Here is a 20,790-nt window from a genome sequence, read left to right on the forward strand (position 1 = left end):
TGAAATTAATTTTCGTTCGCTTTTTTTTTCAACAATCTGAGGAAAAATGCTCTAATTTTATGCTGATAGCATAAAATCCAAACAGCTTTCTATCTCTGACTCACGTAATATAAGCAACAAATTATGGTATAGGTAATTATTATTATGCAATTTAGCGAGCAACGTTCAGCTTCTCAAAAAAATCTTTCTTATATTGTTGCTGAAAAATTAGGTAAACAAATCCTTTCTTCTACTTATGAACCTGAATCTTTACTGCCTGGAGAGATAGAACTAGCAGAACAGTTATCCGTTAGCAGAACTGTTATACGCGAAGCAATAAAAATGTTAGCGGCAAAAGGTATGCTTTTACCTCGTCCAAGGATCGGAACACGAGTTACGCCAATGCAAAATTGGAACTTATTAGATAATGATCTTCTTACTTGGTGGATTGATAGTGGTGAATTTAACAAAGTAAGTCACTATTTCCATCATGTCCGCTTAGCAATAGAACCTCAAGCTTGTTATTTAGCTGCATTCAATGCAACTGAAGCACAAAAACAATCGCTTTCTTTATTTGGAAAAGAAATGCAATTACTTGATGAACATTTTGATCGTCAGCACTGGTTAGATATTGATACCCAATTCCACTATCTTATTTATCAAGCTAGCGGTAACCCATTCTTTGCATCTTTTGGCTCATTATTTCTTTCAGCTTATAAGAAATACTTTGACCTTATTGTGGGTAATGAAACTGTTCAACCAGAAACTCATAATCAAATTGTTCAATCGATTATTGATGGCGATGGAAATAGAGCTAGAGATCTCTGTTTAGTATTACTAACTAGTGATTGAATATTTTTAATACAAATTAAATGAGTTCTCTGCTTATAATAGAAGAGTAAATAAATAGAGAGCAAAGACGGTATATGTATTTATGTTTAAATCCGCCAAAAATATGTCAGGATTGCCTTGGATAGCCGCGATGGCTTTTTTTATGCAGGCACTCGATGCAACGATACTGAATACTGCGCTCCCTGATATAGCAAGGAGCCTTAACCATTCCCCATTAGCAATGCAATCTGCCGTAATTAGCTATACGCTAACAGTTGCCTTACTAATTCCAGTTAGTGGGTGGTTAGCCGATAGGTTTGGTACTCGAAAAATATTTATTATTGCTGTTTCTTTATTTTCTATCGGGTCGTTATTTTGCGCACTTTCTCCTAACTTAACTTCTCTTGTGATATCTCGTATTTTACAAGGAATAGGTGGTGCAATGATGATGCCTGTTGCTCGCCTTGCTTTATTAAGAGCTTATCCTCGTAGCGAACTATTACCTATTTTAAACTTTGTGACTATGCCTGGGCTTGTTGGCCCTATTGCTGGACCTTTATTAGGTGGCGTACTGGTTACTTATGCATCTTGGCATTGGATATTTATTATTAATATTCCTATCGGCTTACTTGGTATTTTTTATGCCATTAAGCACATGCCCGATTTTACGATGCCAAAACGGAAATTTGATTTACTTGGCTTTATTTTCTTTGGTTTTGGATTAGTAATGCTTTCTGTCAGCTTAGATCTTTTTGGTGACAAAGCAATTTCTCGCTATGTTCCTATTGCTGTAATTTTAGGCGGCTTCTTTCTACTAATACTATATATCAACCATGCAAGGCACCACCAACAACCTCTGATCCCACTCAATATATTTAAAACTCGAACTTTCTCTGTAGGTATTGCTGGAAATATTGCAACTCGACTAGGTACAGGTTGTATTCCGTTTTTAATGCCTCTTATGCTACAAGTGGGATTTGGTTATCCCGCCATTGTTTCTGGAATGATGATGGCACCAATGGCATTAGGTTCTATATTTGCTAAATCTTTTGTTACCCACATATTGGTGAAATTTAGTTATCGGCGAACACTCTTTGCTATCACTATTATTATTGGTCTGATGATTGCCCAATTTTCATTACAATCACCAGGTATGTCTATTTATTATCTTGTGTTACCACTATTTCTATTGGGTGTTTTTATGTCGATTCAGTTTACTTCGATGAATACTATTTCATTAGCTGACTTAACTGACAATAATGCAAGTTCAGGAAATAGCGTGCTAGCCGTTACCCAACAACTGGCAATTAGTTTTGGTATTGCCGTTAGTGCATCTATTTTAGGATATTTTGATACTGAAAATGTGGGTACAACGGTAGATAACTTCCATTACACCTTCATTACGGTGGGTGTTATTACTTTATTATCTTCCTTTGTCTTCTTATTACTAGATAAACATGATGGCGATAATCTGACTAATAAAAAGAGAAAAAATAATTTTCTTAATAAAGCCAAATAAAAAAGAGAGCTTATGCTCTCTTTTTTATGAACACTCATGAGTTATAAAGATGCAGATAAAAAAGCATCAACCTCATCTCGCCAAGGCACTGATGGTTGAGCACCTGATCTTGTTACAGCAATAGCAGCAGCAGCATGAGCAAATTTAATTGCAGACATCATTGGTTGCTCTTCTAATAACGCCGTAATAAAAGCACCATTAAAAGTATCTCCTGCCGCAATAGTATCTACCGCTTTAACTTTAAATGCAGGAACACAACAACCTTGATGACCTATCTGGCTTACCCAAACACCGCGACTACCCAAAGTAATTAGCACTGTATCAATGCCTTTATTATGTAAAATATTAGCTGCTTCTTGAGCACTTTCATCATCGATAACTTTTATACCCGTTAAATATTCAGTCTCAGTTTCGTTTGGTGTAATAATATCGACTAAAGAAAGTAAATTATCGGGTAATGCCTGAGCGGGTGCTGGATTTAATATAACCTGCACTTTTTCTTGATTAGCAAACTCAGCCGCTTTTAAAACAGAATCAAGAGGTGATTCAAGCTGCATTAATAAAGCTGCAGCACCTTTAATAACGCCAGCATGACGTTCTACATAATCCGTATTTAATCGACCATTCGCGCCAGCATGAATACCAATAATATTTTCACCTTGCTGATTAACAAAAATCAGCGCTACGCCCGAGGCTTCATTTTCAATTAATTCAATACTGTTGATATCTATATTATCTGTTAATAACTGTGCTTTTGCTTTCTTACCAATATCATCATCTCCCAAACAAGCAAGGAAAGTAATATTAGCGCCACAACGTCCCGCAGCAACAGCTTGATTAGCACCTTTTCCACCAAAAACCATTTGAAAATGGTTACCTGAAACAGTCTCACCAGGAAGCGGAAAATTGGCAACATTAAGAATATGATCAGCATTAACACTACCTAAAATCACAAGTTTCTTTGCTTCCATGTTTTTTCCTTACTCTCTGGGTAATATGTTCTAAATGTATGGCATAAATAACATTCAATATTTTAAACCGATCATCTCAGCAACATAAATGAAAAAACGTGATCACCATCGAAACGTTTCGCGGCAAAAACAAAAAAGAACCAAAAATAAGCTATATAAAGCTGAATCGATTTTTGTTATAAACGAAAGGAATACAAATTAAATGTTTATCTGTATATCGCACTTCGTTTTCTGATATTTTCTTTTAAGAGCAATAATAAATCCCCTTATTAGGAGTTTTTATGCAACTAGCAGAACGGATCTCACAATTAAGCCAATACCTTGAAACTGGGCTTTATGAGCGCCAGTCAACGATTCGCCTTTGCTTGCTTGCCGCATTAAGTGGAGAAAGTGTTTTTCTACTCGGTCCTCCTGGTATAGCTAAAAGTCTTATAGCAAGAAGAATGAAAGAGGCATTTAAAAATGCTAAAGCTTTTGAATATTTAATGACCCGCTTTTCTACACCAGAAGAGATTTTTGGTCCATTATCAATTCAAGCTCTAAAAGATGAAGGAAAATACCAGCGCTTAACAGAAGGCTACCTTCCTAATGCAGAAATTGTTTTTCTTGATGAAATATGGAAAGCTGGCCCTGCTATTCTCAACACATTATTAACTGCAATAAATGAACGCAAATTTCGTAATGGCGAAACAGAAATTGCAATTCCAATGCGTTTATTAGTCTCTGCATCAAATGAATTACCAGATTCAGATAGCAGCCTTGAAGCTCTTTATGACCGAATGCTTGTTCGTATTTGGCTAACTCCAGTTCAAGAGAAGAAAAATTTTCGTGCATTACTCGTCAATAAAGAAGTTGAGTCTTTTAATGTTCCAGAGCAAGTACAAATTACAGCTGAAGAATTTAATCGTTGGCAATCTGAATTAGAAAAAGTCACACTTGATGACCATCTATTTGATTTAATTTATCAACTAAGACAATCATTAGAAAAAAGTGATGCAGCGCCTTATGTTTCAGATAGACGATGGAAAAAAGCAGTGCGACTTTTACAAGCGAGCGCATTTTTTAATGGCCGTAGTGCTATTTCACCGCTTGATTTTATCTTACTACGTGATTGTCTTTGGCATGACCAAGCATCATTTGCCTTACTTGATAAGTTATTGCAAAGTTTATTAACCGAGCAAGCTTACCACCAGCTAGAATTAGTAAGAAAAACAGAAACACTCTGGGCTGAGTGGATGCAATCAACAAGAAGTAAGCAAGACCAACAAGCATTTCGCTTTGAAAAACAAAGTGGTATGTTTGGTAGAAAAATTCATTTCAATCTATCAGAAAAAATGCAATCAGATAAATTTACACTGTTTTTGCATATTCCTCTGCATATCCACAGTATCCAGGTTAACTTTATTACCATTGAAAAAAAATCATTAGAAAACTTTTTAGACAAAGGCGATGAATTATCTGCACGTTTAAATGGCATTGGTTTCCCGCAACCTATTACGGCACAAATCCGCCAAGATGGAGTATTAGAAATACTTGATGTTAGCCGCAGAACCACCTCTCTTTATCAACAACAAGAAGCCATAATCACCACAGTTGAAAATAATAAAGAGTGGCTAGATAAATTAAAAAATCTAGCTCAAGAAATTTATAGTGAACAAGAAAAGTTTAATCATCATCAACCAAATCTATTTATTAATGATGATTGGCTTATTTATATTGAGCAAAGCTTTGTTCAGTTAAACGAAAAATTGGCACAATTAAAAAGCCAAATAAAGTGACAATATTATGTTAACACTTTCAACAATAGATATGCTTTTAGCAATAAATGAAGGACAGTTAATAGAAGAAGTTATTGTGGCATTACTCGCATCGCCTCAATTAGCTGTATTTTTTGAAAAACATCCCAGATTAAAAAAAGCATTACTAAAAGATATCCATCAGTGGAAAAAAAGTTTACAGCAACGAGTAAAAGAAACATTAGTTCCTACGATGATTGCTGATGAATTTGCACTTTATCAGCAAACACAATCCTTAGGTAATGCGTTATTTAATCAAAAAACGGCACAAATTCTTATTGAATTAAATAAATTAGAATCTTCTTTTACTGAAGAAGCTTCTCAGCTATGTAAAAACAACACACCTTTTACTTCAGCACAACAGGCACTATTTATTCAGCGTTGGCGTATTAGCTTAATATTTCAAGTTACGACATTACATAAAATGTTGTTTGAACAAGAGCAAGAACAACTACTAGCAGAACTTCAAGAGCGCCTCGCACTAAGCGGTAGTTTAAGTAATACCTTTGCTGAAAATGAACGCGCTGCGGGTCGTTTATGGGATATGAGTAAAGGCGTTCTCACAAAAACCCCTTATGATGAGAAAATAATTCAAAGATATAGTGATTTTCTTGATCAACAACCCGAATTGCACAAGCTTGCTAGTTTATTAGGCCGCAGTAAAACAGCGAAATCGCTCCCTGAAGAAAGTGTTATTTTTGAGCCAATCACTATAGTAGAAAAAGCATCAGACACTACACCAGAACAAGTAAATGGTATCGGTCTTAGTGATGATATGTTACGTCTTCTTCCTACCGAACTGGCCTTATTAGGTGTCGATGAAATAGAGTATGAGTTTTATCGAAAATTAATAGAAAAACAGCTTAATACTTACCGTTTACAAGGCGATAACTGGCAAGAACGTACGGTATTGCGCCCAGTAACCCATCATCATGATGAAGAACGTCCTAGAGGACCTTTTATTGTTTGTATTGATACTTCTGGTTCCATGGGGGGCTTTAATGAACAGTGCGCTAAAGCTTTTGGCTTAGCATTAATGAAAATCGCGCTTGCCGATAATCGTTCATGCCATGTGATGTTATTTTCGACAGAAATCATTCATTATCAATTATCATCACCTCAAGGATTACAAGAACTTATTAAGTTTTTGAATCAAACATTTAGAGGAGGAACGGATTTGAGTGCTTGTATGGAGAATGTAGCCGATAAACTTAATAGCCCAATATGGAAAGATGCTGATGCTGTCGTTATCTCTGACTTTGTTGCCCAAAGGTTACCCGAAAACCTAATCAACAAAATTAAAAAAAGCCAACAGCAACAGCACAATCGCTTCCATGCGGTTACCCTATCCAATTACGGTAAACCCAGTATCATGAAAATATTTGACCATATATGGCGTTTTGATACTGGATTAAAAAGTCGTTTACTTAGACGCTGGCGCCAATAATTACAATATATCAGCGAAGGCTAAACGGGTTTCTTTTTCCCATACACTACATTGAACTTGTCCAATATGCTCTTTTTGCAGCAACAGCATCACTAAACGAGATTGGCCAATACCACCACCAATAGTTTGCGGCATATCGCCATGAATTAATGCTTTGTGCCAATCTAATTCAAGACGTTTAGTATCATCAGTTAATGTTAATTGGCGCATTAATGTTTCAGGATCAACACGGATACCCATAGATGACAACTCAAATGCATCTTGCAATACTGGGTTCCATACTAAGATATCGCCGTTTAATCCTGCAAAACCTTCTTCGTTTGGAGTTGTCCAGTCATCATAATCAGGAGCTCTGACATCATGAGATTCACCGCTAGAAAGTTTACCGCCAATACCAATTAAGAAAACAGCACCACAATCTTTAGCTATCGCTTTTTCACGACCTTTTGCATCTAGATCAGGATAACGGCTTAGCAGTTCTTCAGTGTGAATAAATTGGATTTGATCTGGTAGGAACGGTACCAGACCAAATTTTTTGCTAACGGCTTCTTCAGTTTCTTTTATTGCCTGATAGATTTTACCCACTGTCTGTTTGAGATAAGGAAGTGTACGATCCTTATCTTCTATCACTTTTTCCCAATCCCACTGATCAACATAAACTGAGTGGAGCTGGGTTAAGCGATCTTCGTCAGGTCTCAAGGCTTTCATATTTGTATATAAGCCTTGACCTGAACTAAATCCAAAACGACCTAATGTTTTACGTTTCCATTTTGCTAATGAATGAACAATTTCAAATGTGGAATCTGGTAAAGATTTCACCTTAACCTGTACCGCCTTCTCATGCCCAGATAAGTTATCTTGAGTTCCGTCACCAAGACGACTTAAGATCGGTCCTTGAACTTCAATCAGCTCTAATTCTTTTTCTAATGCAGATGAAAAATATGATTTAACAAAGCTAATTTGTTGCTGAGTTTGAATGAATGATTTTTTCATTTTTTATATCCCTAGTGGCGGTGTCGTCATTTGCTGATATAGATTAAGCAACAAAACAGGCACTAAATTCAATATACTTCATTAAAAATAACCTTTACTGTTTTAAATCGTTAAAAATAACACGATAAAACTGTATTATCGTTAAAAACAAGGGGAGTTTATGGACAATATTTATCAGATCGATAATCTTGATCGTGACATACTTCACGCATTAATGGCGAATGCAAGAACACCTTATGCCGAATTAGCTAAAAAATTCGCCGTTAGCCCTGGAACAATTCATGTTCGTGTTGAAAAAATGAAGCAGGCAGGAATTATTACAGGTACACGAGTAGATATTAGTGAAAAGCAGCTTGGATTTGATGTTTGTTGCTTTATTGGCATTATTTTAAAAAGCGCCAAAGATTACCCTACTGCATTAGATAAGTTAGATAAGTTAGATGAAGTCGTTGAAGTTTATTATACAACCGGACAATACAGTATTTTTATTAAGGTAATGTGTAAAAGCATTGAGGCATTGCAAGACGTACTTATCAACAAAATTCAGACAATAGACGAAATCCAATCAACAGAAACCCTGATCTCTTTGCAAAACCCGATAATAAGGACGATCAAGCCATAAGGGTAAATTCTTATTTTTTTTTATAACCACATTATCCACAGGTAGATCCCAAGTGATTCACAGCGTACAATAGCGCGTCTTGAACATAAGGAGATCATTAATGAAAAAAGTCACTCTAATTAGTGGCAGCACCATGGGTAATGCTGAATATGTCGCAGAACACCTTTCTGAGATCTTATCTGAAGGTGGTTTTGAGACTTCACTGCATCATGGACCTTCACTTAATGATCTTCCTCATGAAGGGATCTGGCTGGTGGTCACCTCAACACATGGTGCAGGTGATCTCCCCGACAACTTACAGCCTTTTGCTGATGAAATATCGGCTAATTCTCTTGATCTAAGTAAGGTGAAATTTGGTGCTATTGGAATAGGTAGCAGTGAATATGACACTTTTTGTGGTGCAATAAGAACACTGGATCAGAAATTAACGGAAAAAGGGGCTATTCGTTTAGGATCTACCCTAGAAATCGATATACAGAAATATGACATTCCTGAAGATCCAGCTGAAGAATGGTTGGCATCTTGGATAAATTTACTATAAATCGAACAAAAAAGCAGCAGTCAGATGTGGATAACTATGCTTAAAAGCAGGGGTTAACCGGTAGTTATCCATTGTATAAGCCTCTATCGATAAATGACCTGTGCATAACTAGCCTTTTTGATCCCAGCTTATCAGCAGATAGATCACGGGTCATTCACAGTATATGATCCTTTACAGTTTTATGATCTTTAAATGGAAAATCCACTTATCCACAGAGGATCGCTTCCTTAATAAAAGATCTAATAAAGAGATCTTTAAATAAAAAGATCTTTAAATAATTACCTACGGATTCGTTAACTTGTATCTCTGAAAAAGTTGAGTAGAATTCGTTTTCCCAATGCAACACATTTAGCATTCGTAACATTTAAGGTTCACACATGTTTTATCCAGAACACTTTGACGTCATTGTGATCGGTGGTGGTCACGCCGGTACAGAAGCCGCTATGGCTGCAGCTCGTATGGGGCGTCAAACCCTATTACTGACCCACAATATTGATACTTTGGGCCAAATGTCTTGTAACCCAGCTATTGGTGGGATAGGTAAAGGGCATCTGGTAAAAGAGATTGATGCTATGGGTGGATTAATGGCAACCGCTATTGACCATGCTGGTATTCAGTTCAGAACATTAAACGCTAGCAAAGGCCCAGCCGTTAGAGCAACCAGAGCACAAGCTGATAGAGTTCTTTATCGCCAAGCAATACGTACAACACTAGAAAATCAACCTAACTTAATGATTTTTCAACAACCAGTTGAAGATCTTATTGTTGAGAATGATCAAGTAACAGGTGCTGTAACTCGCATGGGATTAAAATTTCGTGCTAAATCAGTAGTATTAACGGTTGGTACTTTCCTCGATGGTAAAATTCACATTGGTTTAGAAAACTACAGTGGTGGTCGAGCCGGTGATCCGCCTTCAGTATCTCTATCACACCGTTTACGTGAATTACCGTTACGAGTTGGCCGACTAAAAACAGGCACACCACCTCGTATTGATGCAAGAACTATTGATTTTAGCCAATTAGCGCCTCAATTAGGCGATGATCCAATGCCTGTTTTTTCGTTTTTAGGTAATGTAGATCAGCATCCTGAACAAATGCCTTGCCATATCACATACACTAACGAAAAAACACATGAAGTTATTCGTAATAATTTAGATCGTAGCCCAATGTACGCTGGGATCATCGAAGGAATAGGACCTCGTTATTGCCCGTCTATTGAAGATAAAGTGATGAGATTTGCGGATCGTAATTCACATCAGATCTTTTTAGAGCCAGAGGGCTTAACGAGTAATGAAATCTACCCTAACGGGATTTCAACAAGCCTTCCTTTTGATGTTCAAATGCAGATCGTTAATTCAATGAAAGGCATGGAAAATGCCAAGATCATCAGACCTGGCTATGCTATTGAATATGACTTTTTCGATCCCCGAGATCTAAAACAGACACTAGAAAGTAAATTTATCAACGGTTTGTTTTTTGCTGGACAAATTAACGGTACAACAGGTTACGAAGAAGCCGCAGCACAAGGCATGTTAGCTGGACTTAATGCGGCCCGTTATGCCTTTGATCAAGAAGGTTGGTTCCCTCGTCGTGATCAAGCTTACATTGGTGTCCTTGTTGACGATCTTTGTACACTTGGAACAAAAGAGCCATATCGTATGTTTACTTCTCGTGCTGAATATCGCTTGATGCTACGTGAAGATAATGCAGATTTACGCTTAACAGAAATTGGTCGTGAATTAGGTATGGTTAATGATGAGCGCTGGGCTCAATTTAGTGAAAAAGTTGAATTAGTTGAAAAAGAACGTCAGCGTTTAAGAAATATTTGGGTACATCCTCAAGCTGATAATATTTCAGAAATCAATGGCCTACTAAAAGCACCGCTGTCTAAAGAAGCTAATGGTGAAGATTTGCTTCGTCGTCCTGAAATGACTTACGACGTATTGAAAAAACTATCTCGTTTTGCGCCTGGTATTGATGATTCAAAACCACAAGCCGCTGAACAAGTTGAAATTCAAGTAAAATACGAAGGTTATATCAATCGTCAGCAAGAAGAGATCGAAAAGCAATTGCGTAACGAAAATGCCGCGTTACCTATTGATCTGGACTATAAACAAGTCAGTGGATTATCTAACGAAGTGATCGCTAAGCTTAACGATCATAAGCCAACATCAATAGGTCAGGCTTCAAGGATCTCAGGTGTAACACCTGCTGCTATCTCCATTTTACTTGTTTGGTTGAAAAAACAAGGTTTACTACGCAGGAGTGCATCATGAGTGACTTACTTAATCGGTTAAAGAAGCTGGCTAAGCAAGCCAATATTGAGCTAACAGATATCCAAGCTGAAAAGCTAACGGGTTATGTTGCAATGCTTGATAAGTGGAATAAAGCATACAATTTAACGTCGGTTCGAGATCCTCAGCAAATGCTTATCCGTCATATTTTAGATAGCATTATCGTAAGCCAATATCTTGAAGGTGAGCGTTTTATTGATGTTGGAACTGGCCCTGGTTTACCGGGAATACCACTTGCGATAATGCGTCCCGATCACCACTTTGTGTTGCTTGATAGCTTAGGTAAACGCGTACGCTTTATGAAACAGGTACAGCATGAGTTAAATCTCAGCAATATCGAACCTGTACAATATCGTGTTGAAGAATATCAACCTGAGCAATCTTTTGATGGTGTTATTAGCCGAGCTTTTGCATCAATGAAAGATATGCTTTCTTGGTGTTCTCATTTAGTCGCAAAAGAGCATGGTCATTTTTATGCACTCAAAGGGCAAATCCACCAAGAAGAATTAGATGAACTAATAAAAAATGGATTAAAAGCGCCTGAAAAAGTTATTGCTTTGGCAATACCTGAATTGAATGAACAACGTCATTTGGTTATTATTTAACCTGCTCTTTTATTTTTTTTCGGATATTTTTTCGTTATTTGTGCTCTGGCGATAACATTTACAATGTTATCGCCATTTGCTTTAGTGATGAGGTAATAAAATTTTAATTTTTACCTATTCATTACAATTAAATAACATATTTGTGTTTTTTGATTTAATTAACAATGCAACCACTATTTTTTTATTTTTATTTCTAAAATAAATTAGTCATTTTATGCATTAGAAAAATTATTAATTTATTTAATTAAAAATACGCTATTTATTTTTCAATTAGCATGAAATTGTTCAAAAATAGGCAGTTATTTGTTAACTCCATTATATTATTTATGAAATAACCTTTATTTTTACTTCTTTATTTGTGCGCTAGATCACATTATTTATTTATTTAAATTTTATTATTTTGACTCTTTTTGTCCTTAATCATTTTTCATAAATGGAACCTTCGTAAAAAATTTAAATTAATCTTCACTTTTTCGCTACTTATTGATTGAATTCATTGCCACGCCCCGTATAATTTGCTCGTTTTTGTCACTTGACACTTTATAGCAAAGACAGTTTGATACATCATTCAGCAATACCTTTTACGATAGCTAGTCTGGAGAATACAAACGTCATGTCTGTCTCCCTCTACAGCGGGAAAGTTGCACTGAAACTGTTATTTTTGCAGTTTATGACTTTTGTTATTCTCAGTGCGGGTTTCTACTTAAAGAGTACAGACTGGAGCTTTTCAGCTTTTTTAGGCGGAATAGCATGTTGGTTACCCAATATTGCTTTTTTATTATTAATCCGTTTACAAAAAGCAACTGAAGAAGATGCTCCAGTTCGCATAAACTGGCTTTTTGCTTTCAGTGAAGGGTTGAAGGTTATATTATCAATAGCCTTGCTGATAGTTGCTTTAGGAGTGTTTAAAGCGGCATTTGCACCTCTGGTCATGACCTACTTAGCGGTGCTTGTTATGCAGGTCGTTGCACCAGCCGTCATAAACGGTTAGCGTTTTTAACAACAAAAGGGTAATTGGCATCATGTCTGCATCAGGAGAAGCATTAACCACTAGAGACTACATAGGTCACCACCTGAATAACCTTCAGTTGGACCTGCGTACTTTCGAGTTGGTCAATCCCCTTGCTGAAAATACGCCATCATTCTGGGTGTTAAATATTGACTCACTTTTCTTTTCAGTACTAATGGGAGCTCTATTCCTGTGGCTGTTTAGAAAAGTAGCAGTAAGAGCAACCAGCGGCGTACCGGGAAAATTCCAGACTGCAGTAGAAATGATCATCGGTTTCGTTGATAGCAGCGTCCGTGATATGTATCACGGAAAGAGCAAGGTCATTGCACCTTTGGCATTGACTGTGTTCGTTTGGGTGCTGTTAATGAATGCCCTGGATTTATTACCAATCGACTTCATCCCTTATATCGGTGAACACATCTTAGGGTTACCTGCGTTGCGCATAGTTCCAACTGCTGACGTAAGTATTACTCTTTCGATGGCTATTGGTGTATTTATCCTGATTCTCTTCTACAGCATTAAGATGAAAGGCATAAAAGGGTTTACTAAAGAGCTGACGTTACAGCCTTTTAATCACCCAATTTTTATTCCTGTAAACTTGATTCTGGAAGGGGTAAGCCTGCTATCAAAACCTGTTTCACTCGGTCTTCGACTGTTTGGTAACATGTATGCAGGTGAACTGATCTTTATTCTTATTGCTGGTCTGTTACCGTGGTGGTCACAGTGGTTATTAAGCCTCCCTTGGGCGATATTCCACATACTGATTATTACGCTACAAGCCTTTATTTTCATGGTTCTAACGATTGTTTATCTATCGATGGCATCTGAAGAACATTAATTATTAACTCTTTGAAGAAATAACTGAAACAAACTGGAGACTGTCATGGAAAACCTGAGTATGGATCTGCTGTACATGGCTGCCGCGATTATGATGGGTTTAGCTGCAATCGGTGCTGCAATCGGTATCGGAATCCTCGGTGGTAAATTTTTAGAAGGTGCTGCTCGTCAGCCTGATCTGATCCCTCTTCTGCGTACACAGTTTTTTATCGTTATGGGTCTGGTTGACGCCATCCCTATGATTGCTGTGGGTCTGGGTCTTTACGTGATGTTTGCTGTTGCCTAATGAAGGTAACTAGCAGTAAATGCATCAAGTTAGTTTATAACCAAGAAAGAGGTATTGTGCTGTGAATTTAAATGCAACAATCCTCGGCCAGGCCATCGCATTTGTCCTGTTTGTTCTGTTCTGTATGAAATTTGTATGGCCACCAATTATGGCGGCCATTGAGAAACGTCAAAAAGAGATTGCTGACGGATTATCATCTGCAGAACGAGCTAAAAAGGATTTAGATTTAGCGAAAGCCGATGCAGGCGAACAGCTAGCGAAAGCAAAAGCAGAAGCCCAAGTAATCATTGAATCAGCGAATAAACAACGCACTCAAATGATTGAAGAAGCTAAAGCAGAAGCAGAGCTAGAACGTAGTAAGATCGTTGCACAAGCTCAATCCGAACTGGATGCAGAGCGTAAACGTGCTCGTGAAGAACTGCGTAAACAAGTCGCAATGCTGGCTATCGCAGGTGCCGAGAAAATTATTGAACGTTCCGTGGATGAAGCTGCTAATAGCGACATCGTTGATAAACTGGTCGCTGAACTGTAAGGAGGGAGGGGCATGTCTGAAATTGCAACGGTAGCTCGCCCCTACGCCAAAGCAGCTTTTGACTTTGCTGTGGAAACCCAGGCTGTCGATAAATGGCAGGTTATGCTGGCGTTCACCGCTGAAGTAGCACGCAATGAGCAGGTAACCGAATTACTTTCTGGTTCTTTAGCATCAGAAAAACTGGCAACCATCTTCATCGACCTTTGTGGCGAACAACTAGATGAGCATGCTCAGAATTTAATTCGTGTTATGGCTGATAATGGCCGTTTATCAACGTTGCCCGAAGTATTGAGCCAATTTAACCAATTACGCGCAATACTCGAATCAACGGTTGACGTTGAAGTAACTTCTGCCATTGAGCTAACTAAACAGCAGCTAGCTAACATTTCTGCAGCGATGGAAAAACGTCTATCACGCAAAGTGAAGCTGAATTGCAAAATTGATAAGTCTGTTATCGCAGGCATGATTATACGCGCCGGTGACCTCGTCATCGATGGCAGTATTCGTGGCCGTTTAGAGCGTTTAACAGACGTCTTGCAGTCTTAAGGGGACTGGAGCATATGCAACTGAATTCCACTGAAATCAGCGAACTGATCAAGCAGCGCATTGCTCAGTTCAATGTAGTGAGTGAAGCTCACAATGAAGGTACGATTGTTTCCGTTAGTGACGGTATCATTCGTATCCACGGTTTAGCCGAAGTTATGCAGGGTGAGATGATCGCACTGCCGGGTAACCGTTTCGCTATCGCACTGAACTTAGAGCGTGACTCTGTTGGTGCGGTTGTGATGGGACCTTATGCTGACTTAGCAGAAGGCATGAAAGTTAAATGTACAGGTCGTATTCTGGAAGTACCTGTTGGTCGTGGTCTGCTTGGCCGTGTGGTTAACACATTGGGTGAGCCGATAGATGGTAAAGGCGCTGTAGAGCATGATGGTTTCTCACCTGTTGAGATGATTGCTCCTGGTGTTATCGACCGTCAATCAGTAGACCAGCCAGTGCAAACAGGTTACAAATCAGTCGATGCCATGATCCCTATCGGTCGTGGACAACGTGAATTGATTATCGGTGACCGTCAAACAGGTAAAACTGCGCTGGCTGTCGATGCGATTATCAACCAACGTGACTCTGGCATTAAATGTATCTATGTCGCTATTGGTCAGAAAGCCTCTACTATTTCGAACGTTGTTCGTAAATTAGAAGAGCATGGCGCGTTAGAAAACACCATTGTTGTTGTTGCTTCTGCATCAGAATCAGCAGCGCTGCAATACCTAGCTCCTTATTCAGGTTGCGCAATGGGTGAATACTTCCGTGACCGTGGTGAAGATGCCCTGATTATTTATGATGACTTGTCTAAACAGGCTGTCGCATACCGTCAAATTTCACTGTTACTTCGTCGTCCACCAGGACGTGAAGCATACCCAGGTGACGTTTTCTATCTGCACTCCCGTTTACTTGAGCGTGCTGCTCGTGTGAATGCTGAGTACGTAGAAGCTTTCACTAACGGTGAAGTTAAAGGTAAAACCGGCTCTCTGACTGCGTTACCAATTATCGAAACGCAAGCAGGGGACGTTTCTGCATTCGTTCCAACGAACGTAATCTCTATTACCGATGGTCAGATCTTCTTAGAATCTAACCTGTTTAACGCAGGTATTCGTCCAGCTGTTAACCCAGGGATCTCCGTATCTCGTGTTGGTGGTGCAGCTCAGACTAAGATTATGAAGAAACTTTCTGGTGGTATCCGTACTGCACTTGCGCAGTATCGTGAGCTGGCAGCATTCTCTCAGTTCGCTTCAGATCTGGATGATGCTACCCGTAAACAATTGAACCACGGTCAGAAAGTGACTGAATTGCTGAAACAGAAACAGTACGAACCAATGTCTGTCGCACAACAGTCTTTAGCACTGTATGCAGCAGAACGCGGTTATCTGGAAGATGTTGAAATTTCACAAGTTGTGCCATTTGAAGCTGCATTATTAGCTTATGCTTCTCGTGAACATGCTGATTTACTGAAAGAAATCAACCAGACCGGTACTTATAACGAAGAGATCGAAGCTAAGCTGAAAGGCGTGCTCGAAAACTTCAAAGCGACTCAGTCCTGGTAATAACTATTCGGCCTGATAGTAATATTGGGCCGTCTGGTTCATGAGGAGAAGCAGAAATGGCCGGCGCAAAAGAGATACGTTCGAAGATCGCCAGTGTGCAAAACACACAGAAGATCACTAAAGCGATGGAGATGGTCGCCGCGTCGAAAATGCGTAAAACGCAGGAACGCATGGCAGCCAGCCGTCCTTATGCAGAAACCATGCGCAGCGTGATTGGTCACCTTGCGCTAGGGAATCTGGAATACAAACATCCATACCTCGAAGAGCGGGAAGTTAAACGTGTCGGGTACCTGGTTGTTTCGACCGACCGTGGTTTGTGTGGTGGTTTGAACATTAACTTGTTCAAAAAACTACTGGCAGACATGAAAGAGTGGTCTGAAAAAGGTGTACAGGTAGATTTAGCACTAGTGGGTTCTAAAGCTACGTCATTCTTTGGCTCTGTGGGCGGGAATGTTGTAGGTCAAGTAACCGGCATGGGCGATGATCCAAAACTGTCAGACCTTATCGGTCCAGTCAATATCATGTTGCAGGCTTATGACGAAGGTCGTTTAGATAAACTGTATGTGGTGGCAAATAAGTTCATCAATACCATGGCTCAAGAGCCTAAAATCCTTCAGGTTTTACCATTACCAGCGGGTGATGATGAAGAGCTGAAAGAAAAATCTTGGGATTATCTGTACGAACCTGATCCTAAGGCGTTACTGGATACTTTACTGCGTCGTTATATTGAATCGCAGGTTTACCAGAGCGTCGTAGAGAACTTAGCGAGTGAGCAGGCCGCCCGAATGGTCGCGATGAAAGCCGCTACAGATAACGGTGGTAACCTGATTAAAGAATTGCAATTGGTGTACAACAAAGCACGCCAAGCAAGTATTACTCAGGAACTTACAGAAATTGTGTCTGGTGCAGCCGCGGTATAACAGCTAGGTTTACGAATTACGTAGAGGATTCAAGATGGCTACTGGAAAGATTGTCCAGGTAATCGGCGCCGTAGTGGACGCCGAGTTCCCTCAGGATAGCGTCCCTAAAGTATACGACGCTCTTGAGGTTATGAATGGTAAAGAGAAACTGGTGCTAGAAGTTCAGCAACAGTTAGGCGGTGGTATCGTTCGTTGTATCGCAATGGGTACATCAGACGGTTTAAGCCGTGGCTTAAAAGTTGAAAACTTAGGCCACCCAATTGAAGTACCAGTAGGTAAAGCAACACTGGGACGTATCATGAACGTTCTGGGTACACCTATCGATATGAAAGGTGATATTGCAACTGAAGAACGTTGGTCTATTCACCGCGAAGCGCCAACCTATGAAGAGTTATCAAGCTCTCAAGAACTACTAGAAACCGGTATCAAAGTAATGGACTTAATCTGTCCGTTTGCTAAAGGTGGTAAAGTAGGTCTCTTCGGTGGTGCGGGTGTTGGTAAAACAGTTAACATGATGGAATTGATCCGTAACATCGCGATTGAGCACTCAGGTTATTCTGTATTTGCAGGTGTTGGTGAGCGTACTCGTGAGGGTAACGACTTCTATCATGAAATGACAGATTCTAACGTTCTTGACAAAGTATCGTTAGTTTATGGTCAGATGAATGAGCCACCAGGAAACCGTCTACGTGTAGCACTGACGGGTTTAACCATGGCGGAAAAATTCCGTGATGAAGGCCGTGACGTACTGTTATTCGTCGATAACATCTATCGTTACACCTTAGCCGGTACCGAAGTATCAGCACTGTTAGGCCGTATGCCATCAGCAGTAGGTTACCAACCAACATTGGCTGAAGAGATGGGTGTTCTGCAAGAACGTATCACTTCAACCAAAACAGGTTCAATCACCTCTGTTCAAGCAGTATACGTACCAGCGGATGACTTAACTGACCCATCTCCAGCAACTACGTTTGCTCACTTAGATGCGACAGTTGTACTGAGCCGTCAAATTGCTTCATTAGGTATCTACCCTGCGGTTGACCCACTGGATTCAACCAGTCGTCAGTTAGACCCACTGGTAGTTGGCCAAGAGCATTATGATGTTGCTCGTGGTGTTCAGTCTATCCTGCAACGTTATCAGGAACTGAAAGACATCATCGCTATCTTAGGTATGGATGAACTGTCAGAAGAAGATAAACTGGTTGTTGCGCGTGCGCGTAAGATCCAGCGCTTCCTATCTCAGCCATTCTTCGTTGCTGAAGTATTTACCGGTTCACCAGGTAAGTTCGTTTCCCTGAAAGACACTATTCGTGGCTTTAAAGGAATTCTGAACGGTGATTATGACCACCTGCCAGAGCAGGCGTTCTACATGGTTGGTACTATCGAAGAAGCAGTAGAAAAAGCTAAAAAGCTTTAATACGGCTGACGGGAGGTTGATATGGCCGATACATCGTTCCACCTGAAAGTTGTCAGCGCTGAAAAACAGTTATATGACGGCGAAGTAAAACGAATTCAGGTAACTGGTAGCGAAGGTGAGCTCGGTATTTATCCGCAGCATACCCCGTTATTAACTGCCATAAAACCGGGCATGGTACGTGTCGTAAAAACATCGGGCGAAGAAGAGGTTATCTACCTTTCAGGTGGTATTCTCGAAGTTCAGCCGACTGGCGTCATTGTACTGGCAGATACAGCGATCCGTGGTCGTGATTTGGATGAAGCGAAAGCGTTGGAATCTAAGCGTAAAGCTGAAGAACACATTCAATCCTCTCATGGCGATGTTGATTATGCTCAGGCATCTGCGGAATTAGCTAAAGCGATTGCGAAATTACGTGTAATCGAATTAACTAGACGTTGATGTAAACAGGCAGTCTATGAATAAAAAAGCCAGTTGGTATTCACTAACTGGCTTTTTTGCGTTGTGAAATATTTTGAGTGGCGAAATATGTAGTATTATTTATCATAAACAGGTTTACTTGCCATTCTTTACGGGAGTTATCGGGTTAATTATGTCTAGTTCAGCGAAAAGCGTTGTTATTCTTGCAGCGGGTAAAGGTACTCGCATGTATTCACAGTTACCTAAGGTTCTTCATAAGCTTGCAGGTAAATCCATGGTTCAACATGTGATTGATACTGCCAAATCCCTTGGTGCCCAACAAATACATTTAGTTTATGGGCATGGTGGTGAGTTAATGAAAGAAAAATTAGGCTCTCAGCCAGTTAATTGGGTATTGCAAGCAGAGCAGTTAGGAACGGGTCATGCGATGCAACAAGCAGCCCCTTTTTTTGCTGATGATGAAGATATTCTGATGCTTTATGGTGATGTTCCACTTATCACCCAAGAAACGTTAGAGCGCTTAATTAAAGTAAAACCAGAAGGTGGTATTGGTTTATTAACTGTTATTTTGGATAACCCAACAGGTTATGGTCGTATTGTTCGCGAAAATGGTGAAGTTACGGGCATTATTGAACAAAAAGATGCTTCAGAAGAACAACTTAAAATTAATGAAATCAATACGGGTATTTTGGTTGCTAATGGCGCAGATTTAAAACGTTGGTTAGGTAAACTCAATAATAACAATGCACAAAAAGAGTATTACATTACTGATATTATTGCTTTAGCACATAAAGAAGGTCGTAAAATTGAAACGGCTCATCCTCGTCGCCATAGTGAAATGGAAGGGGTGAATAACCGTTTACAGTTAGCAGCGTTAGAACGTATTTATCAAACAGAACAAGCTGAGCGCCTATTACTCGAAGGCGTCATGCTGTTGGATCCTGCCCGTTTTGATTTACGTGGTACTTTAACTCATGGTAAAGATGTCGTTATTGATACTAATGTAATTATTGAAGGTGATGTTATTTTAGGTAATAACGTTGAAATAGGGACAGGCTGTGTACTAAAAGACTGCACTATTAGTGATAATTCTATTATTAGTCCGTATACGGTGATCGAGGATGCTAATCTAGCGCAAGAATGTACGGTTGGCCCATTTGCTCGCCTTCGTCCGGGTACGCAATTAGCAGATAAAGCACATGTTGGTAACTTTGTTGAGATGAAAAAAGCAAGCTTAGGTATTGGCTCAAAAGCGGGTCACTTAACTTATCTTGGCGATACTGATGTTGGTGCTAATGTGAATATTGGTGCAGGTACGATTACTTGTAACTATGATGGCGCAAATAAATTCCAAACTATCATTGGCGATGATGTATTTATTGGTTCTGATACACAGTTAGTTGCTCCAGTTACTGTTGCTAATGGTGCAACAATTGGTGCTGGCACAACAGTGACTAAAAATGTGGGTGAAAACGAATTAGTGATAAGTCGTGTTAAGCAAACTCATATTAGTGGATGGAAACGTCCAGTGAAGAAAAAGTAATAATTTTAAGAAAAGGGCGTATGTTAAATCATCGCCTTTTTCTTGTACGCTATTATTCTAAAAACAAAAAAATATCCCCGCTCTCTACAAGGCTTGGGGAACAAAACAATCAGGTATAAGACATCTAAG

General features: G+C 39.3%; 20 protein-coding genes. 18 read left to right on the forward strand and 2 right to left on the reverse strand.

The window, feature by feature from the left end:
- Nucleotides 1-144: 144 nt before the first annotated feature.
- Nucleotides 145-831 (forward strand): FadR/GntR family transcriptional regulator, encoded by a 687-nt coding sequence (locus M997_RS01385; RefSeq protein ID WP_064718335.1) that lies wholly within the window; start codon nt 145-147, stop codon nt 829-831.
- 82 nt (nt 832-913) lie between these two features.
- A complete protein-coding gene (gene mdtD / locus M997_RS01390) occupies nt 914-2,329 on the forward strand; it encodes a multidrug transporter subunit MdtD (RefSeq protein ID WP_064718336.1) in 1,416 nt (471 codons plus the stop codon).
- Between the two features lie 41 nt (nt 2,330-2,370).
- On the opposite strand, the gene rbsK is transcribed toward mdtD, so the two are convergent.
- Nucleotides 2,371-3,300, reverse strand: a complete 930-nt coding sequence (rbsK, locus tag M997_RS01395) for a ribokinase (RefSeq protein WP_064718337.1) — start codon at nt 3,298-3,300, stop codon at nt 2,371-2,373.
- A gap of 281 nt (nt 3,301-3,581) precedes the next feature.
- Here rbsK and ravA point away from each other — a divergent pair, with 281 nt between their 5' ends.
- Together ravA and viaA are read left to right on the forward strand one after the other, a co-directional pair.
- Nucleotides 3,582-5,078 (forward strand): ATPase RavA, encoded by a 1,497-nt coding sequence (ravA, locus tag M997_RS01400; protein ID WP_064718338.1) that lies wholly within the window; start codon nt 3,582-3,584, stop codon nt 5,076-5,078.
- A 7-nt stretch (nt 5,079-5,085) separates the two neighbouring features.
- The gene (gene viaA, locus M997_RS01405) at nt 5,086-6,543 is read left to right on the forward strand and encodes an ATPase RavA stimulator ViaA (RefSeq protein ID WP_064718339.1); all 1,458 of its coding nucleotides are present in this window, start codon (nt 5,086-5,088) and stop codon (nt 6,541-6,543) included.
- On the opposite strand, the gene asnA is transcribed toward viaA, so the two are convergent.
- A complete protein-coding gene (gene asnA, locus M997_RS01410; RefSeq protein WP_064718340.1) occupies nt 6,544-7,536 on the reverse strand; it encodes an aspartate--ammonia ligase in 993 nt (330 codons plus the stop codon).
- Nucleotides 7,537-7,696: 160 nt separating this feature from the next.
- Here asnA and asnC point away from each other — a divergent pair, with 160 nt between their 5' ends.
- The 14 genes from asnC (at nt 7,697) to glmU (ending at nt 20,661) form a co-directional block, all read left to right on the forward strand.
- Nucleotides 7,697-8,158 (forward strand): transcriptional regulator AsnC, encoded by a 462-nt coding sequence (gene asnC, locus M997_RS01415; protein WP_064718341.1) that lies wholly within the window; start codon nt 7,697-7,699, stop codon nt 8,156-8,158.
- Between the two features lie 100 nt (nt 8,159-8,258).
- Nucleotides 8,259-8,699, forward strand: a complete 441-nt coding sequence (mioC, locus tag M997_RS01420) for an FMN-binding protein MioC (protein WP_064718342.1) — start codon at nt 8,259-8,261, stop codon at nt 8,697-8,699.
- A 377-nt stretch (nt 8,700-9,076) separates the two neighbouring features.
- Nucleotides 9,077-10,975, forward strand: a complete 1,899-nt coding sequence (mnmG, locus tag M997_RS01425) for a tRNA uridine-5-carboxymethylaminomethyl(34) synthesis enzyme MnmG (protein ID WP_064718343.1) — start codon at nt 9,077-9,079, stop codon at nt 10,973-10,975.
- Nucleotides 10,972-11,598, forward strand: coding sequence for a 16S rRNA (guanine(527)-N(7))-methyltransferase RsmG (gene rsmG, locus M997_RS01430; protein ID WP_064718344.1), 627 nt, complete (start codon nt 10,972-10,974; stop codon nt 11,596-11,598). Before mnmG ends, rsmG begins: the two co-directional genes overlap by 4 nt.
- Nucleotides 11,599-12,211: 613 nt before the next feature.
- Nucleotides 12,212-12,589, forward strand: a complete 378-nt coding sequence (atpI, locus tag M997_RS01435; RefSeq protein ID WP_064718345.1) for a F0F1 ATP synthase subunit I — start codon at nt 12,212-12,214, stop codon at nt 12,587-12,589.
- Between the two features lie 31 nt (nt 12,590-12,620).
- Nucleotides 12,621-13,445 (forward strand): F0F1 ATP synthase subunit A, encoded by an 825-nt coding sequence (gene atpB / locus M997_RS01440; RefSeq protein WP_064718346.1) that lies wholly within the window; start codon nt 12,621-12,623, stop codon nt 13,443-13,445.
- 45 nt (nt 13,446-13,490) lie between these two features.
- Complete coding sequence (gene atpE / locus M997_RS01445; RefSeq protein WP_004246596.1) at nt 13,491-13,730, forward strand: F0F1 ATP synthase subunit C; 240 nt, start codon at nt 13,491-13,493, stop codon at nt 13,728-13,730.
- Between the two features lie 61 nt (nt 13,731-13,791).
- Nucleotides 13,792-14,262: a F0F1 ATP synthase subunit B gene (gene atpF / locus M997_RS01450; protein ID WP_064718348.1), complete on the forward strand. Its 471-nt coding sequence runs from the start codon at nt 13,792-13,794 to the stop codon at nt 14,260-14,262.
- 12 nt (nt 14,263-14,274) lie between these two features.
- Entirely contained in the window at nt 14,275-14,808 is a 534-nt protein-coding gene (atpH, locus tag M997_RS01455; protein ID WP_064718350.1) for a F0F1 ATP synthase subunit delta, read from the forward strand.
- A 14-nt stretch (nt 14,809-14,822) separates the two neighbouring features.
- The gene (gene atpA / locus M997_RS01460) at nt 14,823-16,364 is read left to right on the forward strand and encodes a F0F1 ATP synthase subunit alpha (RefSeq protein ID WP_064718353.1); all 1,542 of its coding nucleotides are present in this window, start codon (nt 14,823-14,825) and stop codon (nt 16,362-16,364) included.
- Nucleotides 16,365-16,420: 56 nt separating this feature from the next.
- The gene (gene atpG / locus M997_RS01465) at nt 16,421-17,284 is read left to right on the forward strand and encodes a F0F1 ATP synthase subunit gamma (RefSeq protein ID WP_064718355.1); all 864 of its coding nucleotides are present in this window, start codon (nt 16,421-16,423) and stop codon (nt 17,282-17,284) included.
- A gap of 34 nt (nt 17,285-17,318) precedes the next feature.
- The gene (gene atpD / locus M997_RS01470; RefSeq protein ID WP_064718357.1) at nt 17,319-18,701 is read left to right on the forward strand and encodes a F0F1 ATP synthase subunit beta; all 1,383 of its coding nucleotides are present in this window, start codon (nt 17,319-17,321) and stop codon (nt 18,699-18,701) included.
- A 21-nt stretch (nt 18,702-18,722) separates the two neighbouring features.
- On the forward strand, nt 18,723-19,139 hold the full coding sequence (locus tag M997_RS01475) for a F0F1 ATP synthase subunit epsilon (RefSeq protein ID WP_006534340.1): 417 nt from the start codon (nt 18,723-18,725) through the stop codon (nt 19,137-19,139).
- Nucleotides 19,140-19,290: 151 nt separating this feature from the next.
- The gene (glmU, locus tag M997_RS01480) at nt 19,291-20,661 is read left to right on the forward strand and encodes a bifunctional UDP-N-acetylglucosamine diphosphorylase/glucosamine-1-phosphate N-acetyltransferase GlmU (protein ID WP_064718358.1); all 1,371 of its coding nucleotides are present in this window, start codon (nt 19,291-19,293) and stop codon (nt 20,659-20,661) included.
- Nucleotides 20,662-20,790 lie beyond the last annotated feature (129 nt).

The organism is Proteus hauseri ATCC 700826 (assembly GCF_001654965.1).
Classification (GTDB): domain Bacteria; phylum Pseudomonadota; class Gammaproteobacteria; order Enterobacterales; family Enterobacteriaceae; genus Proteus; species Proteus hauseri.